Origin of the sequence: Clostridium bornimense, from assembly GCF_000577895.1 — a bacterium.
Taxonomy (GTDB): Bacteria; Bacillota; Clostridia; order Clostridiales; family Clostridiaceae; genus Clostridium_AN; species Clostridium_AN bornimense.
This window is the reverse complement of the sequence record NZ_HG917868.1, coordinates 1,559,604-1,579,733: the sequence shown is the minus strand read 5'-3', so window position 1 is coordinate 1,579,733 and position 20,130 is coordinate 1,559,604. Positions and strand designations below refer to the sequence as shown.

Annotated in this window: 21 protein-coding genes and 1 pseudogene; 18 read left to right on the top strand and 4 right to left on the bottom strand. The window is 40.2% G+C overall.

The genetic code is table 11. The annotated features are described in order from the left end of the window. Positions 1–3: 3 nt before the first annotated feature. From CM240_RS07015 to CM240_RS07005, 3 genes and pseudogenes are all read right to left on the bottom strand, one after another. Entirely contained in the window at positions 4–1,863 is a 1,860-nt protein-coding gene (locus CM240_RS07015) for a Z1 domain-containing protein (RefSeq protein ID WP_044037742.1), read from the bottom strand. An 11-nt stretch (positions 1,864–1,874) separates the two neighbouring features. Further along, positions 1,875–3,023 carry a restriction endonuclease PLD domain-containing protein gene (locus CM240_RS07010; protein ID WP_044037740.1) on the bottom strand — a complete coding sequence of 383 codons (1,149 nt, stop codon included), beginning with the start codon at positions 3,021–3,023 and terminating at the stop codon, positions 1,875–1,877. A 4-nt stretch (positions 3,024–3,027) separates the two neighbouring features. After that, a pseudogene (locus CM240_RS07005) lies at positions 3,028–3,259 on the bottom strand (helix-turn-helix domain-containing protein). Between the two features lie 201 nt (positions 3,260–3,460). On the opposite strand from CM240_RS07005, the gene CM240_RS07000 reads away from it, so the two are divergent. From CM240_RS07000 to CM240_RS06970, 7 genes are all read left to right on the top strand, one after another. Then, entirely contained in the window at positions 3,461–5,329 is a 1,869-nt protein-coding gene (locus CM240_RS07000) for a helix-turn-helix domain-containing protein (protein ID WP_044037738.1), read from the top strand. Between the two features lie 472 nt (positions 5,330–5,801). After that, entirely contained in the window at positions 5,802–6,335 is a 534-nt protein-coding gene (locus CM240_RS06995) for an ECF-type sigma factor (protein ID WP_242838465.1), read from the top strand. 47 nt (positions 6,336–6,382) lie between these two features. Then, a complete protein-coding gene (locus CM240_RS06990) occupies positions 6,383–6,601 on the top strand; it encodes a hypothetical protein (protein WP_000682242.1) in 219 nt (72 codons plus the stop codon). Further along, entirely contained in the window at positions 6,576–6,899 is a 324-nt protein-coding gene (locus CM240_RS06985) for a hypothetical protein (protein ID WP_044037732.1), read from the top strand. The genes CM240_RS06990 and CM240_RS06985 overlap by 26 nt, the downstream gene beginning before the upstream one ends. Continuing rightward, positions 6,892–8,040, top strand: coding sequence for a DUF2800 domain-containing protein (locus CM240_RS06980; protein ID WP_044037730.1), 1,149 nt, complete (start codon positions 6,892–6,894; stop codon positions 8,038–8,040). The genes CM240_RS06985 and CM240_RS06980 overlap by 8 nt, the downstream gene beginning before the upstream one ends. Continuing rightward, the gene (locus tag CM240_RS06975) at positions 8,033–8,581 is read left to right on the top strand and encodes a DUF2815 family protein (RefSeq protein WP_044037728.1); all 549 of its coding nucleotides are present in this window, start codon (positions 8,033–8,035) and stop codon (positions 8,579–8,581) included. Before CM240_RS06980 ends, CM240_RS06975 begins: the two co-directional genes overlap by 8 nt. A 72-nt stretch (positions 8,582–8,653) precedes the next feature. Continuing rightward, positions 8,654–10,588 carry a DNA polymerase gene (locus CM240_RS06970; RefSeq protein WP_044037726.1) on the top strand — a complete coding sequence of 645 codons (1,935 nt, stop codon included), beginning with the start codon at positions 8,654–8,656 and terminating at the stop codon, positions 10,586–10,588. A gap of 289 nt (positions 10,589–10,877) precedes the next feature. Here the strand turns inward: CM240_RS06970 and CM240_RS06965 are convergent, their stop codons facing one another. Further along, positions 10,878–11,477: a TetR/AcrR family transcriptional regulator gene (locus tag CM240_RS06965; protein ID WP_001124455.1), complete on the bottom strand. Its 600-nt coding sequence runs from the start codon at positions 11,475–11,477 to the stop codon at positions 10,878–10,880. A gap of 103 nt (positions 11,478–11,580) precedes the next feature. On the opposite strand from CM240_RS06965, the gene CM240_RS06960 reads away from it, so the two are divergent. The 11 genes from CM240_RS06960 (at position 11,581) to CM240_RS06910 (ending at position 20,123) form a co-directional block, all read left to right on the top strand. Further along, complete coding sequence (locus CM240_RS06960; RefSeq protein ID WP_044037723.1) at positions 11,581–12,294, top strand: GAP family protein; 714 nt, start codon at positions 11,581–11,583, stop codon at positions 12,292–12,294. A gap of 25 nt (positions 12,295–12,319) precedes the next feature. Continuing rightward, positions 12,320–12,538 carry a hypothetical protein gene (locus CM240_RS06955; RefSeq protein ID WP_039236448.1) on the top strand — a complete coding sequence of 73 codons (219 nt, stop codon included), beginning with the start codon at positions 12,320–12,322 and terminating at the stop codon, positions 12,536–12,538. Between the two features lie 387 nt (positions 12,539–12,925). Further along, entirely contained in the window at positions 12,926–13,678 is a 753-nt protein-coding gene (locus tag CM240_RS06950) for a phage antirepressor KilAC domain-containing protein (protein ID WP_044037719.1), read from the top strand. Continuing rightward, entirely contained in the window at positions 13,678–14,112 is a 435-nt protein-coding gene (locus CM240_RS06945) for a DUF7768 domain-containing protein (protein WP_044037717.1), read from the top strand. The genes CM240_RS06950 and CM240_RS06945 overlap by 1 nt, the downstream gene beginning before the upstream one ends. Next, a complete protein-coding gene (locus CM240_RS06940) occupies positions 14,109–16,475 on the top strand; it encodes a virulence-associated E family protein (RefSeq protein ID WP_044037707.1) in 2,367 nt (788 codons plus the stop codon). Before CM240_RS06945 ends, CM240_RS06940 begins: the two co-directional genes overlap by 4 nt. 218 nt (positions 16,476–16,693) lie before the next feature. Continuing rightward, a complete protein-coding gene (locus tag CM240_RS06935; protein WP_044037705.1) occupies positions 16,694–16,975 on the top strand; it encodes a VRR-NUC domain-containing protein in 282 nt (93 codons plus the stop codon). Then, a complete protein-coding gene (locus CM240_RS06930) occupies positions 16,956–18,317 on the top strand; it encodes a DEAD/DEAH box helicase (RefSeq protein WP_044037703.1) in 1,362 nt (453 codons plus the stop codon). Before CM240_RS06935 ends, CM240_RS06930 begins: the two co-directional genes overlap by 20 nt. Then, a complete protein-coding gene (locus CM240_RS06925) occupies positions 18,314–18,535 on the top strand; it encodes a hypothetical protein (protein WP_479723187.1) in 222 nt (73 codons plus the stop codon). The genes CM240_RS06930 and CM240_RS06925 overlap by 4 nt, the downstream gene beginning before the upstream one ends. Beyond that, entirely contained in the window at positions 18,532–18,945 is a 414-nt protein-coding gene (locus CM240_RS06920) for a DUF1492 domain-containing protein (RefSeq protein WP_042357512.1), read from the top strand. Before CM240_RS06925 ends, CM240_RS06920 begins: the two co-directional genes overlap by 4 nt. A gap of 155 nt (positions 18,946–19,100) precedes the next feature. Then, positions 19,101–19,460, top strand: coding sequence for an HNH endonuclease (locus CM240_RS06915; protein WP_044037701.1), 360 nt, complete (start codon positions 19,101–19,103; stop codon positions 19,458–19,460). Between the two features lie 111 nt (positions 19,461–19,571). Then, entirely contained in the window at positions 19,572–20,123 is a 552-nt protein-coding gene (locus CM240_RS06910) for a P27 family phage terminase small subunit (protein WP_042357509.1), read from the top strand. The last annotated feature ends 7 nt before the right edge of the window (positions 20,124–20,130 follow it).

Sequence of the window (20,130 nt, the reverse complement as noted above, 5' to 3'; positions counted from 1 at the left end):
CTCCTATGCTTCTTCTATATCATCCTCAGACACATCATAATACATTGTATCATGAGGAAGTTTAATATTCGGCACCCAGAGAGCTTTTCCACCCCACCCCTTAGTACCAGTTACTTGATACATGGTCAAAACTACTTTGTCATGGAAAGTGCCACCTAGTTTCCAGTCGTTCGGAGACAACAAGGCTCCTGTCCCTTGTGCAACATCTCTTCCTCTTCTGACAATCAAAATCCCCTGTCCAGCTGGTTGTTCTGAAAGCAGTGTATCAATGACAGAAAGGAATGCATCTAACTTGAAATCCGGGCTGGCAATAATGTGGGATAATATTTTCTTAATTAACCTCAAATTTACCTGGTAATAAGGATCATCATCAGAGAAAGGCTCCAATAGTTTTGTTATATCATCTATGGTGTTATTATCTGGATAGAACGGATAATAGTTCGTTCCACCTGAAAGAATATTGACTCGTTTGTTATCAATAACATTCCTACGAGTTGGATTCAATCCAATTGGATAATAAATTTTTATGTTTTCAATTCCTTGCTCTACTTGTGCGATAATGGCATTATTAGTTGCGTTAATGTCCGCAAATAATTTATAGAGTTGTTCATCTATAAATATCTTCATCATGCCAGAGTCTCTGTCATAACCAAACATCCTACTATGTTGCCACATAGTATCCGCCTGGGGCTTTTTGCTGGTTCTTGTATAATAAATTGTCTGTAGCCCTGGAAAAGTTACGCCTCGGCCTAGAGTGTTTCCGCCTACGATAAAATTACAGCCTGTTGCATAATCTGGACTCTCAACATCTGTTTTTCCATTCATAACAAGAATTTTTATCCCTTTGTTTTCCAACAAATCCTTAGTAGTTTTATAGATAACTTCAAAAGAAAGTTTCTCACTTTTGTTGGGTTCTAAAGAATCATAGTGGGTTTGTAATTCTGTGATGAATTCGGTATTGATATGCTCCATACACCAATCTAGTTCCTTTGCGACATCGTCAGCAAAACGCTGGTGGACATTTTGTCGTACGCTCGGATGTAGAAGGCAATTTGATACTTTTCCTTTTGATGCTAAAATCTGAGCAGATACAGCAAGGTGGCGTATAACAACACTTCGTGTCGGTCGTTTGATTGTTTCAAGAAAATCAATGCATTCAGGTTTACCGCTTGTTGGAAAGAAAAAGTCTCCACCTAAATATCCATCCCCTGGATGGAAGTAGTATGTAAAATATGGATGCCAACCAGACGCAAGGGTCTGTAATAAGATTGCTTGAGGCGTACCTGTAACCTGTAGGTATAAGCTACTTGATGCTCCATTTTTTATAGAATCCAGATATCTATTAATTGATGACTGACTATTACGGTTTATTAGAGTATTTAAGGAAGCCGCATCCGCCTCATCATCAACGATGAATAGAGGGTTGCCCTTCATAAAGCCTGTAGAATTAAATACATTTGCCCACAATCTTAGTACTCTTGCATTTTTCTTTAGAACGACAATGGCTGGCTTAACAAGGCTATTTTCAATAAATAAGCCTGAGTCGTTTTCGCCACAAATACAGAAGCCGTCTAAGTCGTCTCTAACTCGATCTAAGGTTTGTTGTTGCAAGACAACATTGTCTGTTGTGAGTAAGATGAATGCGGGAAATCCTAAATCTGCAGCTTTGCACATAACGCCAAACATTTGACCAGTTTTTCCAGATTGCACATTACCAAACAACAAGCCAATCTCATGACTTATAAATGAAAAATTGCGAATATGTTGATTGCCAATATCTTCAGCTGTTTTGGAAATGGACTCAGCTAATTTTTCGTTACCTCGCTCTTTTATTTTTTCCAAGTATTTTTTTAAATATTGCATTGATACACCTCTCATTCGTTAGTAATTGTTTCAAACGATAAAACCCACACATCAAGCTCGGTGCCATCTTCGTCCAATGCTTTCTGATCTGTTTTTGAAAGTACAAGGCTATCGCAACCGTATGCTTGTAACATTTCTTTCGTAATCATTCCCTCACGATCAGTATCAGCTTGGGTGTCATTAACTGGTGTTACTAAACCTGCTGCTGCAAGTCTACCTTTAATCCAACGACCAAGAATGAGTTCATCGCCAACAGCACTGAATTGTTTATTGCCATCGCTTGTGGTATGAGCTTTAAACCAATAGCCATCATCGGTTACAACAAAAAAAGGCTTGTTTTTTTCAGGGTAACCTTCTGAACGAGTTATCGCTTTGCTAACAGTCAATTGAGTTTCGTACCAATCACGGGATTTCCTTTTACTTCGTGGTGCGGCATAGCTAACATTTATATTCGACTTTGTGAAATGCTTACCATCGTCCATATGCCGCTCATCGTAAGCAGGAACTTTTAATGGCAGTACAAAAGAAACGTCTGTTTTATGCTGTTCATAAAGCTGTACACCAGTTTGGGGAATCTGTGTTACCGTATCAATGCCACTAAGTGATGTGTTAACTTCCCTGACTATTGGCATTCCTATAATGTTAGCAATATTACCAGAGCAGTTCTGAGCCTTTAGCTTCTCTAAAAATTCAGCAATTTCTTTACATTCAGTAGCATCATCAGTAACCGATGAGATTTCATATTGCCTACGGTTATTAGCATCTAATTTGATTACACCTAAGTTTGCGGAACCAATAATAGCAGAAAAAGGTTGCCCATCTTTATAAAAGCAGTATACTTTTCCATGATATTTGAATGCTTTTACGATCTTAATTTCACCTATACCAGTCTCTGTCCATTTTTTGTTGATTTCTAAAGCAGTATTATATGATCCTTCTGGCATTCCTTCGATGAAGTACATTCCAATGGTAAGGCATATACTAGATATATTATGCTCTTCGACCAGATTGTCGAGTTCTTCCAAGGCAGCACGAGAAATATATCCAACCGCAATTTCAACACGGTCTGATTTTGCAATTTGCTCGTTAAAACAATTTATAATTGTTTGTTGACCCTCTGATGTTCCAAGAGGTAGGATGTTTGAATATAACAGTTTCATTAGCTCACTCCTTTGTTTTTGGTGGGGTTTCTGTAGTTTTTTCAATCTCCATAATATCTGAAATATCGCAGTTAAGCGCCTTACATACTTTTATTAAAATGTCAGTATTAACATTTTCATTTTTTCCAAGCTTAGCCATTGAAGCTGTACTAATACCAGCTGCTTCTCTTAAGTCCTTTTTTTTTCATATCTCTATCAATAAGAAGTTTCCATAGTTTTTTATAACTTATGGACATAATATCACCTCGCCTTAGTACCTAGCCTAAGTTAATAAATAAAGTTTATCACAAAGTTAGCGAAGCAACAATTAAAATTCGCAAACGTAAAATAAATGTTGAGGCAATCAAAATACATGTTATAATTTACCTATGAACTAATGTTTGAATAGTAAAAATCCTTAAAGATATTAATTTCATATGGGGTGAGGAGGGAGTGCCTTGGCGGGTAATCGTTCTTTTAAAGATTACGTGGATGGTAGATTCTATAATGAGATATTTTCTGCCATACAAACCTATGCAACGGATAATTGTGAAGATTTAGACTTACGGTTATACAGAGTTCAAAACATTGGCGGCATTGAGTTATCAGATATAGAAGTAAAGTTCGTATCTGTTAATGACTTACCGGACATGAAAATAGAATTTGATGTTGCTGTTGAAGCGGAATTCGAAGTCCGTGAATCAAATCATCGTTATGATGAATCAGAAAATTGCCGGCAATGGTTTATGCTAGAATGCTCAGGTGATTTGGATTGCAATTTGGACGATTTTTCAATCTCTAGTATAACTGAGTATACTAGCAAAAATAAGCAGCCGAAACCTATGTCAGACTCCCTTGTCCCTATCATTCATAAGGAACAACTAGAATCTGTTGTTACAGACTTCCTTAGAAGACATTACCCTGAAGCATTAAAAACCCCGATGGCAGTTGAGCCACAGGTGTTGGCAGAAAAAATGGGCCTTACAGTAGAAATGCGAGAGATTACAAAGGATTTCTCTGTTTTTGGACAGATATACTTTCACGACTGTGATGCAGAATTTTATGATGAAGATAGCGATGAAATGGTACAGACCCGTGTGAATGCTCGTACAATAATCGTGGACCCTAAAGCTTACTTCCTTCGTAATCTGGGGTCAGTCAATAATACTATTGTGCATGAGTGTGTTCATTGGGATCAACATAGAAAAGCATTTGAATTGGAGCGGTTATATAACAGCAGTGTCACACGAATAAAGTGTCAGGTAGTCGGGGGTATAAAAGACAATACCAGAGATGCAACTGACTGGATGGAATGGCAGGCGAATGCCCTTGCTCCAAAGATACAAATGCCACTAGCCATGTTTAAAACCCAAGCATTTAAGTTTATAAAGCAATTCCGTACAGAACTTGGAACATCAGAACTTATAGATGTAATGGAGCCAGTTATTGACGCATTAGCAACGTTCTTCAGCGTATCTCGGACAGCGGCTAAAATCCGAATGATTGATGCTGGATATGAGGAAGCAATCGGAACTTTTACTTTTATAGATGGTCGCTACGTCAAGCCACATAGATTTAAGAAGGGTGCGCTTGAAAGAAATCAGACCTTTTCTATAGGCGCAGAGGATGCTGCCATCCAAAGCATAACCAATCCAGAAATGGCCGCTTTAGTTAGGGACGGAAGTTATATATATGTAGATTCCCATTTTGTTTTAAACCATCCAAAATATATAACACAGGATATATTTGGACAGACCGTACTTACTGACTATGCTCGAACCCATATGGAAGAGTGCTGCTTGGTTTTCGAGTTATCAGTCAAATCCGGGTGTAGGGAAAGATACTATACTGAATGTTTTCTCAATCGTGATAAGACATCAAATATTGATTTTGATATAAAATATTGTAATGGTTTTGAGTATGCGGCTCCAGAAAAGAAGGCCCAATTACTAGCCGAAACAATAGCTGAAGAAATGCGAATCTATAATGAATTGCCAAATAGCTATACCAGCTCTCTTAAAATAGTTCGTAAGTGGAAAAAAGTAACTTATAACGAATTAGCAGACGAAATAATGGTCAATGAGCGTACCATAAGAAGAATAGTTAATGGTGAAGAACCAGGCTCTATTAATTCCATAGTTTTAATTTGCCTTGGACTCCATCTGCCACCTAAAATTAGCAACCATATAATTAGCAATTCTCCATTTTCGTTGAACTTCAATAACAATAGTCATATTTGGTATGATTTTGCATTGACTCACCTATATCCAAAATCGATGGATGAGATTAGAAAGTTTTTACAGGAACATGGCGCAGAGCCATTATAAAAAATCAAAATATTTTTGAAAAAGCGGACACGGGATGTCCGTTTTTTAGTTGCAAAATATGTGAGCCATACATGAATCCTTTTAGGGGTTTGTGTATGGCTTTTTTTATTGTCGTTTTTAGGTGTTTTTGTGAGGGAAAGCCTAATTTTAAGCCTGAAATTAACGGGCATGAGGTGTCCGCCAAGGCTGTCCAATTCTCTCTTACAATAATACTAGACGAAGGAAAGGTCCTTCGTAGTTAGCAAGAATTAGACCATTCCTCGTCTACAAAAAAATATCAAATGCCTGATTTGCAATAAGGGCAAAGGATACATATTGCTACGTTTCAGTCCGTTTAGGATTGTTATGCGTTGCAATAGAAGTACCTTACCTTGTTGCGCTCATTTTCAGGACAAAGGGTCTGTGTACTTCGAGGCACAGACCTATTTTTGTATCCTTTGCCGCCAATGCAGTCCGGCGGAAAGGATGCAAAATGAAAATTAGAATTCAGCACGAAAACAAATCTATCTATCTAGAGGTACCAGACGAGGACTTCACTTTAATGATTGATGCAGATTACGAGGACAGGCTATCTTCTGTCGAGGAGAAGGAAACTGTAGCACGCCGTTCACCACAAGAGATTATGGACGAGCGTTTCAACAAACCCGAGTACAATAACTGGCATAAATTTGATAGACACAGAGGGATGCCAAAGAAACCATTCCGCAAAGATGACGAATCTGAGGATGCAACGGATCATATGGACTATTTCCCTGATAACACCGATGAAGTGACTCGAGAGAAACAAGAAGAGTATGAATACCTCTGTGAAATTATCCGCAAGACCCTCAAGGAAAAACAAGCAGAGTTACTGATTGCTATATTCCTAGATGGTGTTTCGGTAACAGAGTATGCAAAGCGTGAAGGCGTCAGTAAAAGCGCCATTTCACACCGTTTAGATACAGCCAAGAAGAATTTCAAAAAAGTTTTTCCAGAATCCTCAACTTTCCCCTCTTGCCACGGCTAATAGATAGAGGGCAACACATAAACGCTCTCAAGAAAGAGGTGAAGAACATGAAACACAACTTGAAAATCAGTGTTTCAAAAACTCCACAATCTGGCGGGATTGTTTCCTGTCGTAATGTCACCATAAGGGAGCGTTTCCTTCGTTTCTTACTTGGTGATAAGCAGAAACTGACTATCCTTGTTCCGGGTGACACCGTTCAGGAACTCGCCATCAGTGAGATTAAGGAGGGAGGATTAAACCATGAGCAAAATCAAACTACTTCTTGATGTGGTTTCTGATATGCGTTCTTTGGCAGACAGCATACAAGCGGTTGCTGATGCAATGGCGGGCAATGAACCTGTCGAAGCAAAAGAACCGACTACACCTGTAAAAGAACCTGCGCCAAAGAAAAAGGAGATCACTCTAGAGGAAGTAAGAGCAAAACTCGCTGAAAAGAGTCAAGCCGGTCTTACTTCTCAAGTGAGAGAAATCATCAAAAAATACGGTGGCTCTAAATTAAGCGAAGTTGACCCAACACATTATGCAGATATGTTGAAAGATGCGGAGGTACTAGGGAATGAGTGATCACGCAGTACTTTCCGCATCAGGGTCCCATAGGTGGCTTAATTGCCTTCCATCTGCAAGATTGGAACTGGAGTTTGAAAATAGCGAATCCAATGTAGCTGCTGAAGGCACCGCCGCCCATGCCCTCTGTGAACATAAACTTAAAAAAGCACTTCACATGAGGAGTAAGCGTCCGGTCTCGGTTTATAACACCGATGAGATGGAAGAACACAGCGATGCCTATGTGGAATTTGTAATGGAGCAGCTTGAACTGGCGAAACAAAGCTGTACGGACCCGTTAATACTTATTGAGCAACGTCTTGACTTTTCCTGTTATGTACCACAGGGGTTCGGAACTGGTGACTGCATTATTATTGGAGATAAAAAGCTTCATATTATCGATTTTAAGTATGGCATGGGTGTGTTGGTAGATGCGGTGGATAATCCGCAGATGAAATTGTATGCCCTTGGTGCTTTGGAAATCTACGATAGCTTGTATGACATCGAGGAGGTTTCTATGACCATCTTCCAACCACGCAGGGAGAATGTCAGCACATGGACAATCCCGGTAAAGGAATTAAAAGACTGGGCAGAAAATGAACTGAAACCAAAGGCTAAAAAAGCTTATGAAGGCGAAGGTGACTACCTCCCAGGTGAATGGTGTACTTTCTGTCGAGCGGCTGTCAAATGCCGTGCAAGAGCAGAAGAAAAGCTGAAATTAGCACAGATGGAATTTAAACTGCCACCCCTGCTTACGGACTCTGAAATTGAGGAAGTTCTTTCTAAATTGTCCGACCTTACAAAGTGGGCAAATGAAATCATTGCTTATGCCACGGATGCTGCTGTTAATCACGGTAAAGAGTGGAGTGGTTTTAAGGTGGTCCAGGGCAGATCCGTCCGCAAATATAAGGACGAAGAAGCTGTGGCTGAAGCAGCCAAGGCAAACGGCTATAAGGATATCTACCGCCATAGTCTTATTACCCTTACGGAAATGCAGAAGCTGATGGGTAAAACGAAATTTGAGGAAATACTTGGTGGTCTCATACATAAACCACCGGGCAAGCCCACGCTGGTTCCATTTTCGGATAAGCGGCCAGCTATGAATATATCAAACGTAAAAAACGAATTTAACGAAATAACGGAGGAATTGGAATATGAATAATCAAAACAGAACTAAGGTTATTACAAGTGTCAACACCCGTCTCAGCTACTTTCACGGCTGGGAACCCGTATCCATCAATGGCGGAGCGGAAAAGTACAGCGTATCCGTATTGATTCCTAAAACAGATAAGGAAACTATCAATGCTATCAATGCAGCAGTAGATGCAGCCATTGAAGAGGGCCTTGCAAAGTTTGGTGGTAAAAAGCCGAATAAGGCGGCTATCAAACTGCCACTTCGTGATGGTGATGTAGAACGTGATGATGAGGCTTATAAAGGGCATTATTTTGTAAATGCCAACAGCAAGACTCCACCCCAAATAGTAGATAAAGCAGTTAGACCTATTCTAGATCGCAACGAGGTGTACAGTGGTTGTTATGCAAGAGTATCCCTAAATTTCTATGCTTTTAACTCTAATGGCAATAAGGGTGTAGCTTGCGGTCTTGGCAACATCCAGAAGATAAGAGATGGAGAGCCTTTAGGCGGAAGAACCAATGCAGCTGACGATTTCACAACTATTGAAGATGATGATTTTCTAGCATAAAGAATAAATACAGACGAGGTGGTGGAGGTTGTTCTTCTGCCACCTCGTTTGCATTGGAAAGGGCGGTAATACATGAATTCTATTTTTATTGATATTGAAACATTTAGTAGCGCCAATCTTCAAAAGTCTGGTGTTTACCGTTATGCCGAGAGTGATGATTTTGAAATTTTACTATTTGGCTATTCGGTGGATGGTGGTGAAGTACAAGTTGTTGACCTTGCTTGCGGAGAGGAAATCCCAGATGAAATCATAAACGCACTTATGGATGATTCCGTTACTAAGTGGGCTTTCAATGCAATGTTTGAGCGTGTGTGTCTATCAAAATGGCTTAATCTTACAGGATATCTTGACCCTGCATCTTGGAAATGCTCCATGATCTGGTCGGCATATATGGGACTTCCGCTATCTCTGGAAGGGGTCGGTGTAGTTTTAGGTTTAGAAAAGCAAAAATTGACTGAAGGTAAAGACCTCATCAAATATTTCTGTACACCATGCTCCCCTACAAAATCTAATGGTGGTCGAGTTCGTAATTTACCAGAACACGACATGGATAAATGGGAGCGGTTTAAAGTGTATAACATTCGCGATGTGGAAGCCGAGATGTCTATACAACAGAAATTATCTAAGTTTCCGATGCCAGAGAACATCTGGGAGGAATATCATCTCGACCAGGTAATCAATGATCGTGGCATTGCCATTGACATGACTTTCGTAAAACAGGCTGTTGTGATGGATGAACATTCCCGTGAAAAGCTAATGGCTTTAATGCAGGATATAACCAATTTGGAGAATCCAAACTCTGTACAACAAATGAAAGACTGGCTTGCCGATAATGGGCTAGAAACAGATACCCTTGGTAAAAAAGCGGTTGCTGAGATGTTAAAGACAGCACCTGAACCACTAGGCACTGTTTTAGAACTTCGTCAGCAACTTGCAAAATCATCGGTGAAAAAATACACAGCAATGGAGAATGCGGTATGTAGTGACGGTCGTGCAAGAGGAATGTTTCAGTTTTACGGAGCCAACAGAACCGGCAGATTCTCTGGCAGGCTGATTCAGTTACAAAATCTACCCCAAAACCATATGTCCGATTTGGAACAGGCTCGGGTTTTAGTTCGAAGCGGAAACTTTGATGCTCTTACTTTACTATATGATTCAATCCCAGAGGTACTGTCGGAGCTTATCCGTACTGCTTTTATACCACGAGAAGGTATGAAGTTCATTGTGGCAGATTTTTCAGCGATTGAGGCTCGCGTCATTGCTTGGCTTGCAGGTGAAAAATGGAGATTAGATGTATTCCAAAATGGCGGTGACATTTACTGTGCAAGCGCATCTCAGATGTTTAACGTACCTGTGGAGAAAAACGGTGTTAATGGGCATCTTCGTCAGAAGGGAAAAATTGCTGAACTAGCCCTAGGTTACGGAGGATCTGTTGGAGCGTTGAAATCAATGGGTGCTTTGGAGATGGGAATTGAAGAAGAGGAACTTCAACCTCTTGTAATGGCTTGGAGACAATCCAATCCCAATATTACAAAACTATGGTGGGATGTTGACCGCGCTGTAAAAACCTGCGTTAAGCAGAAAACTCCTACAGAAACACACGGCATTAAATTTATATATCAAAGTGGAATGCTCTTTATTGTCCTTCCTTCCGGCAGGCGGCTTTCCTATGTGAAACCTCGTATGGGAGAGAATGTATTTGGTGGCGAGTCAGTTACTTATGAAGGTATCGGTGGGACGAAAAAGTGGGAAAGAATCGAAAGCTATGGACCCAAATTTGTAGAGAATATTGTTCAGGCAATCAGTCGTGACATCTTGTGTCATGCCATGCAGACATTAAAGAATTGTTCGATTGTGGCTCATGTACACGATGAAATTATCATCGAGGCGGATATGGGGATGTCACTTTCTGCTGTCTGTGAGCAGATGGCTAGGACTCCTACCTGGGCACATGGTCTGTTACTCAGTGCTGATGGCTATGAATGCCAGTTTTATCAAAAAGATTAAATTAATTGGGTATTCGGATTATCTTGTGGGAAAAGATTAAAAGACCTTCAACTTTTAAACAACGAAAACAGGATAGCACTATTTATGATTAGGTACGTGCTATCCTGATTGTTCAATAAACGCTCCATTTTTGTGGAATAAAAGGTTAAAATTCGAATCTTGAAGAAATATAGTGAAAGAACCGATTTTGACTCCTCTCTCTATAAAGTTAATAATAAATTAAATCAAGGGGTAAGACTAAATCTATTAAAAACACATGGGACAATAATTGATACATCGACCGATTAGCTTAATTGATTTTATTGCAGAGTGTCTCTAAATGATAACGAATAACTTCCTTCACCTTTTCTGGAGAGTATACATCAGGTCTTAATAAAGCATGAATCGACAATCCCTCTATTAATGCCGTTAACCTACTCTTTTCTAATTCTGCATTCATTGAATCTGATAATACGCCTTTTAGAGCTAAGATTTCAATCATTGAATTTGCTAATTCATATGTACCGTCCGTCATTTCATCTTTTTTGTCCTTTATTGTATCACTTGTAAGTGAACGTAATGCAAGAATCCACCAAACACTCGTTTCAATTTTCTTTTCTTCATCTATTGGTACTAGCTCTAATAAAACTTCTTCTACTGCCTGCACTGGGTTTTCTGACCATTCTTTATTTTGAGAACGTTTTTCCCCTTCTTCTAAGTAGTAATTCATAATAAATAATAACATTTCATCTTGAGTTGAAAAATAATGTCTTAACGCACCAGAAGACATCCCTGCCTCAGCTGCAACTCTTCGTATAGACGCTTTCTCAACCCCTTCTTTTCTAATAATATTCCATGCAGCCTCAGCAATTTGTTTGCGCTTTTCATCATGATCAACAATTTTTGGCATTATAAAAATCACTTCCTTTATTTAGCACGGTGTGTTATTATCTTTTTATAGCACGATGTGTTAAATAGATAATACCACAACATTTAAAGGAGGACTAGTTTGTTTGATCGAAACTATTGAAGCATTGATGCCTTCTTCATCATTAGACATTTCTTCAGCATTAATGATTATTTCTTTGTGTGCATTAATTGATATATTAAGTCCTGGTGTACTTACTGTAACGGCTTATTTATTATTGACACAACAGAATCAATTAACTTCTCGATTGCTTGTTTTTTTGTCTATTACGCAGTTAGGCTACTTCATAATGGGGATATTACTATACTTTGGTGGAAATTCACTATTGAAGAGGTTAGAAAAAATAACAGAGTTTGACTTTATCAATTGGTTTTATATCGTATTTGGAGTAGTTCTTGTTCTAATAAGCTTCAGTAAACCAAAAGAGACTACAAAAAAACGTTTAATTGCATTTATCCCCCAAAATACAACAATTAAAGGGATGATTATACTAGGAATCATTGTTTTCTTAATTGAATTTGTAACGGCATTGCCTTACTTTTATTCAATCTTTTTAATGAATCATCAAACAATTGAGACTACACCTTCTATCTTAATTATAATTGGATACAATCTAGTAATGGTGCTTCCTTCTCTACTACTTGTAGGGGTTAATATTATGTTTAAAAAGAGACTTCAACAATTTCTTAATAAAATCAGGTCAAAATTAAATGAAGCTCCAATCTCTTCACTCTTGGTAGCGACAGGAGTCATAGGTGCAGTTTTTTTTAATATCGGTCTTAGAGGCATATTAAATTAGAAAAAATATTAAAGAGGTGTTCATCATGAAAGAAATTATCAGTGGACTCAGCCTACTTTTTATTATTCAGGGAGTAGGAGGATTAATCAATCATTTGACTAATGGAGGAAAAAGTTGGTTTTTAGTAAATTATATTGATGCGTTTCAAGGGTTGGAAATCGTTTTGGACATTGTATTTATTGCAGTTGGTGGGATCATAGCTTTAGCCACTCGTAAAATAACATCAAGTAAAAGCGATAAGTGAACGATGCAAAAATAAAAAATACAGAGTGAGAATTTCTCGCTCTGTATTTTTTATTTTAATTGATTCTCCTCAGACTCTACCAGCCTTACTCATCCAGGTCATAGATAAAATATGATACCAAAATGACTGTTTTTCTCTTTTCCTATTAGCCCCAAATCACTATAGGTCTATTACTGTTTACGTTACCATTTCTTGTTTATCAATCTAGTCCGTTTGTTAAAGTAGAAAATTACTGAATCAACTGTTAAATCTATTTTACATACTCAAATTCCGAAAAACAATCGGATGTATAATTTATTTTTTTTTTAAAATCCTCAACAATCATTACCTCCTGTGGCTATTAGGTAGAGGAACTTTCCTCTGACTATATCGCAGGAGGTAATTCGTATGGACGAATTAGTAAAAATCAACTATGAAAATCAGCGACCAACCGTACTCGGTCGTGATTTACATGAAGCCTTGGAAGTAAAGACCGCTTATAAAGATTGGTTTCCAAGAATGTGTGAGTACGGATTTGAGGAAGGGTCAGACTTTAGCTCATTTTTGAGCGAAAGTACCGGAGGCAGACCGAGCATAGACCATCAGTTAACAATCGATATGGCAAAAGAGCTATGCATGATACAGCGTACCCCAAAAGGGAAAGAGTGCCGTCAATACTTTCTTGAAATAGAAAGACGCTGGAATTCCCCCGAGGCCATTATGGCAAGGGCTTTACAGTTTGCCAATCAGCAACTAATTCAAGTAAGGAATCAAAATAAAGTGCTTGAAGGTACGGTTGCGGTTCAGAATCAGCAAATTGCAGAAATGAAACCGAAAGTCTCTTATTACGATGTGGTTTTAAATTGTAAAGACCTCATTTCCACATCAGCAATTGCCAAAGATTACGGCAAATCCGCTATTTGGATGAACCGCTATCTCAATAAAAAGGGCATTCAGTTTAAACAAGGTGGTATCTGGCTTTTATATCAGAAGTATGCGGAAAAAGGCTACACCAGCACTAAGACACATAGCTACCTTGGCAGTAATGGGCAGCAGCATACAAAGGTCCATACATACTGGACTCAAAAAGGTAGACTCTTCATTTACGAATTGATGAAGGCGGACGGTATTTTGCCTCAGATAGAAATGGAGGGTGCGTAATGGGAATCAACAAATTTAATCATGAAGGATACCATGACCCAACTCCCCATGAAGCACTGACCAACATAATGAAAAAGGAAAAGGCAGAGAAAAAACCTGCCTTTAAGCCGCTTGTATATATCTGTTCTCCCTATTCCGGTGATGTAGAAGGAAACGTTAAAAAGGCCCGTAACTTTTGTAGATTTGCCTTGGAGAGTAATTGTATCCCAATTGCTCCCCACCTTATGTTTCCGCAGTTTATGGATGATGAAAATCCAGTGGAACGGGAGCTTGCCATATTTATGGACATCGTGCTTATGGGCAAATGCTCCGAGGTGTGGGTGCTGGGCAATACCATCTCAAACGGTATGGCGAGGGAAATTGAAGTAGCCAAGAAACGCAGACAAACGGTTAGATATTTTAGTCCGGAGCATGAGGAGGTCGAAAGTTTATGAAAATTGCAGTGGGCAATAGCCGGATGGACAGGAAATGGAAAAACAAAGATATCTCCTGGGAGGATTTTTGCTCCCGTGTAAAGACAACACAGCGGACCACAGAAACAGTACAAGAATATCGGAAACTTAAAAAAGGTCATCAAGATGATATCAAAGACGTCGGTGGCTTTGTCGGAGGGCATTTAAAAGAAGGAAGGCGAAAGAAGGGCAATGTTCTGTGTCGTTCTTTGCTTACCCTTGACATGGATTACGGTAGACCAGATATTTGGGAGCAAATCTCAATGCTTTTTGATTTCAAATGTTGCGTTTACTCCACCCATAAGCACACACCGGAAAATCCGAGACTCAGGCTTATCGTTCCCCTTGCTCGTGAGATCAGCGAAGAAGAATATGCAGCTGTTGGACGTATGGTGGCAAAAGAAATTGGTATTGATCTTTTCGATGATACGACATATGAAGCCCATCGCCTTATGTATTGGCCATCCACTTCCTCTAATGGTCAATTTGTCTATGAAGAGCAGGATGGAGCATTACTTGACCCGGATATTTATCTTGCAAAATATGAAAATTGGCGAGATACGTCAACTTGGCCCGTATCAAGCAGGCAGTCTGAAGTTATTAATCGCAGTCTGAAAGAACAAGCAGATCCTATTTTAAAGGAAGGTGTGGTAGGAACTTTCTGTCGCACCTATTCCGTTCGTGAAGCAATTGATAAATTTTTAAGTTCAGTTTATGCACCATCTGTAATGGAAGGACGCTATGACTATATTCCAGCGGACAGTAGCGCGGGTGTGATTATCTATGATGATAAATTTGCATACAGCCACCATGCTACTGATCCAGCAAGCGGCCTGCTTCTTAATGCTTTTGATCTCGTTCGTATTCATAAATTCGGCTCTTTAGATGATAGAGCTTCCACTACTACGGCTCCTGGCAGGATGCCGTCTTTTGTGGCAATGTGCGAGTTTGCTATAAAAGATGAAGCGGTAAAAGCTGAGTTCGCAAAGGAGAGACAGGCTCAGGCTGAAGAGGAGTTTAGTGATGAGGATTGGCAGACAGGTTTGGAGCTGGATAAGCAAGGTCGGATAAAAGACTCTTTAGACAACATCGTTCTGATTATTCGGCATGATGAGGAATTACAACATATCGCTTTCAATTGCCACCGTGATGGGATCGATGCCAAAGGTGGTCTGCCTTGGGAACAGATTAAGATGGGTTGGAATGATTCGGATAACGCACTTCTTAAGGTGTACTTAAGCAGCAAATACGGAGTCTATTCACCTACCAAGACCAAGGATGCTGTGTTAGCGGTAGCGTCAGAACGAGCCTACCATCCTGTTAAAGAGTATTTAGACTCCCTGCCAAAATGGGATGGTATTAGCCGAGTGGAAAATCTGCTCATTGATTATTTCGGTGCAACAGATAATTCCTATACAAAAGCAGTGATTCGCAAAACAATGGTTGCAGCGGTAGCCCGCATTTATAGACCAGGTACAAAGTTTGATAGTGTTCTAATCTTAAACGGGCCTCAAGGTATCGGTAAGTCAACCTTCTTTGCCAAGCTTGCTAGAGACTGGTTTTCAGATAGTTTGACTATTACAGATATGAAGGATAAATCCGGGGCTGAGAAACTTCAGGGATATTGGTTACTGGAACTAGGAGAGCTTGCTGGAATGCGTAAGACGGATGTGGAGGTTGTAAAGTCCTTTATTTCAAGGGCGGATGATAAGTACCGTGCCAGTTATGGGGTCAATGTCGAAAGCCATCCCCGTCAGTGTGTAATTGTAGGTTCTACGAATGCAGAAAGCGGATTTCTTCGAGATATTACGGGCAATCGTAGATTTTGGCCAGTCCGCATTAACGGTAACGGTAAAAAGAAAGCTTGGCAGATGACCAAAGAGGAAGTACAGCAGATTTGGGCAGAGGCACTAGTGCTTTATGAGAAGGGCGAAAAACTCTACCTTGAAGGTGATGATGTATCCATGGCGACGAGTGAACAGGCAGATGCGATGGAAACAGATGAACGAGAAGGACTGGTTCGTACCTATCTGGATACGCTCTTGCCGAATGATTGGGACACGATGTCTTTGTACGAGCGTAGAAATTTCCTCGGCGGTAGCGAATTTGGCGGCGGCACCCGTGTTGGAACAGTAAAAAGGACCCTTGTTTGTAATATGGAAATTTGGTGTGAGTGTTTCGGTAAAGAGGCATCCATGTTAAAACCATCAGATTCCTATGCCATCGGTGCCATTATGAGAAAGATCAGTGAGTGGAACAAGTACACCGGGAACAAGAATGGTGTCGTAACGTTTCCTGTCTACGGAAAGCAACGAGCTTATTCCCGAGTCGAGGAACAACGCTAAGTTGTACCTTACATTGTTCCCATACTTGTTCTTTCCCTAAAGTTAGTAATGATAAGGAAAATCAACGGTTCGGAACAAGTGGAACAAGAAGTAACCTATTTATTTATAAATAGTAAAAAGAAATAATAGGAGCCTGTGCGTACACGCATACACGCGCGTATAGGAAAATTGGTTCAAAGTTGTTTTCTTGTTCCGGCCTTTTTATATGGGAGGTATTTATGCTTGAAAAATATATCGAAAAGAAACTGGTGGCTGAGGTAAAAAAGATGGGAGGCATCGCTGCGAAGTTTGTTAGCCCAGGTTTAGATGGAATGCCAGACCGCCTAGTGCTTTTACCGCATGGGAAGATGGCATTTGTGGAATTAAAGGCTCCCGGAAAGAAACCTCGCCTGTTACAGATTAGAAGAATAAAGCAATTACAGAAGTTAGGCTTTGCCTGCTATGTCATTGATGATGTTAAGCAGATTGGAGGGATGCTGGGTGAAATACAATCCTCATAAATATCAGACCTATGCAACGAACTTCATTCTAGAGCATCCCATTGTTGCTGTGTTTTTAGAAATGGGTCTTGGCAAAAGCGTCATTACTCTAACGGCTATATTCGACCTATGTCTTGATAGTTTTGAAGTTGGAAAGGTTCTGGTCATTGCTCCACTTCGTGTAGCAAGAGATACTTGGCCAGCTGAGATAAATAAGTGGGAGCATTTAAAAGGACTCAAGTTTTCGGTAGCAATCGGTACAGAGCAGGAGCGATTGGCGGCTCTAAGGAAACCTGCAAGTGTCTATCTTATAAACAGAGAAAATGTTGACTGGTTGGTAAATAAAAGTGGCATACCTTTTGATTATGACATGGTGGTCATTGATGAGCTTTCATCTTTTAAGTCCTATGGAGCAAAAAGGTTTAAAAGTTTACTAAAAGTAAGACCAAGGGCAAAACGGATTGTGGGTCTTACAGGTACACCTTCCAGTAATGGATTAATGGATTTGTGGGCAGAGTTTCGTATTCTCGACATGGGTAAAAGACTCGGCAGATACATAACTCACTACCGCAATTCCTTCTTTACACCAGATAAACGCAATCAGCAAATCGTATTTTCATATAAACCATTGCCAGGTGCTGAAGATGCTATATATCGGCTCATTTCGGATATTACCATTTCCATGAAGTCGATAGATTTTCTAAAAATGCCTGAATGCGTGATCAATGAAGTGCCTGTGTATCTTAATGCTAAAGAACAATCAGTATATGACCACTTTCGTGAAGAGATGGTCCTTGAATTTGGCGATGAAGAAATAGATGCCATGAATGCAGCTGTCCTTTCAGGCAAACTCCTGCAAATGGCAAACGGTGCTATCTATGATGATGATAAAAACCCCCGTATTATCCACGACCGCAAGCTAGATGCTCTTGAGGATTTAATTGAAGGTGCTAACGGCAAACCTGTGCTTATTGCCTATTGGTATAATCACGATTTAGAGCGTATTAAGGCAAAATTCAATGTCAGAGAAATTAAAAATTCCAAGGATATTAAGGATTGGAACAACGGTGATATTTCTGTGGCAGTTATCCATCCTGCATCAGCGGGACACGGTCTCAACTTACAAAGTGGAGGTTCAACGCTTATCTGGTTCGGACTTACTTGGAGTCTGGAACTCTATCAACAAACAAATGCGAGACTTTGGAGACAAGGACAAAAAGAGACAGTGGTAATCCATCACATCATTACTAAAGGTACAATTGATGAAGATGTGATGAGAGCCTTGAAACGAAAGGAAAAGACACAATCCGATCTTATTAATGCGGTCAAAGCAAATCTTGGGAAAGAGAGGGATGCTGTATGATGGATGCATTTGAAAAACTGGCAAATGCCATTATTCTACAGGCAGTCAAGGATTATCGTTTTGCTTTAAAAAGACTAGCAAAACACCCTCGCAATGATTCTGCTTTATATACAAAACGTGAGGTTGAGTGCTTCCTTCATTCTGAATTGTTCAATGTCCTTACCTCTCTCAACCCTGACATGTTAATTCAACAGCTACAAGAGGAGGTGGTGCGATGATGACAGCTAAGGAATTCTTAAAACAGGCTTACCGTTTGAATGAATTGATTAACTCAGACCTTGAAGAGTTGCAAAACTTAAGGGATTTATCAAGAAGTGTTTCATCCCCTGTGCTTGATGAGAAAGTCAGTCGAACCAAGAGTACTGACCCACCCTTTGAAAAGTATGTGATTAGGATAATAGATTTGGAGCAACAGATACAACATGAGGTTGAACGATTAATAAAGCTGAAATCAGATATCCGTGAAGCGATTAACCAGATGGAAAACGTGGATGAGAAGCTGCTCCTTCGCTACCGATACATTAACTTTCTTAACTGGGAAGAAATCTGTGTCAATCTTAATGTTTCTATGAGAACCGTTCATAGACTTCATTCATCCGCTTTGCAACACTTAAAGGTCCCCAAATAAAAGTTGGCACACTTTGGCACAGTTTGGCATATGATGACACTGTTTGTCCGTGGTGAAAGTTATATAATGGTAGTATGGAATATTAGTAAACGGAAGCCTTCACGGGAGCATTTCTCCTGCGAGGGCTTTTTGTATGGGCAAAAGGAGGTGCAAGTATGCCAAAGAAACCTAAGCGACCGTGCTCTTACCCCGGTTGCCCAGAGCTAACTGACAAGCGCTTTTGTGAAGAGCATAGCAAGAAGGAAGCTGCACGGTATGAGAAGTATCAGCGTGATCCAGCAACCCGTAAACGTTATGGTCGTGCTTGGAAAAGGATACGTGACCGTTACATTGCAGCCCATCCTCTTTGTGAGGAATGTAAAAGACAAGGAAAGCTGACCCCAGCGGCTGAAGTGCATCACATTCTTCCTCTTGCAAGAGGAGGAACTCACGATAGAAGTAATCTGATGGCTCTTTGTACTCCTTGCCACTCTGCAATCACTGCAAGAGATGGAGACCGTTGGGGAACCCGGTAGGGGGAGTCAAATCTCTACAGCTTTTCATTTGTGTAACGGGCGTGGGGTAACGCGTGAAAATTCGCGGTTTCAAACGAGGTAATAGGCCCATCGATGAAAAGAGGTGAGTGAATGGCCAAAGATGGAACAAATCGAGGCGGCGCCCGTATAGGCTCCGGTCAAAAGAAAAAACCACTTGCTGACAAAATTGCAGAGGGAAATCCCGGTAAAAGAAAGCTTGAAGTCGTCGAGTTCAAGAATACTGCTGACCTGAAGGGGCAGGAAATGCCAAAGCCAAGGGCCATGCTCTCCGCAGTGCAAAAGGATGGGAAAACCCTAGTAGCGAGTGAAATCTATGAAATTACATGGAAATGGCTTGAGGAGCGAGAATGTGCCCATTTGGTACTTCCACAGCTTCTAGAACGGTATGCCATGAGTGCGGCCAGATGGATACAGTGTGAGGAAGCGGTAACCGAGTTTGGTTTCCTAGCCAAGCATCCAACAACCGGCAATGCAATTCAAAGTCCTTATGTAGCAATGAGCCAAAGCTTTATGAGTCAGACAAACAGGCTATGGATGGAGATATATCAAATCGTTAGGGAGAACTGTGCTACAGAGTACTCTGGTTTAAACCCACAGGACGATGTGATGGAGCGACTGCTATCTGCCCGCAGAGGAAAATAAAGATGAG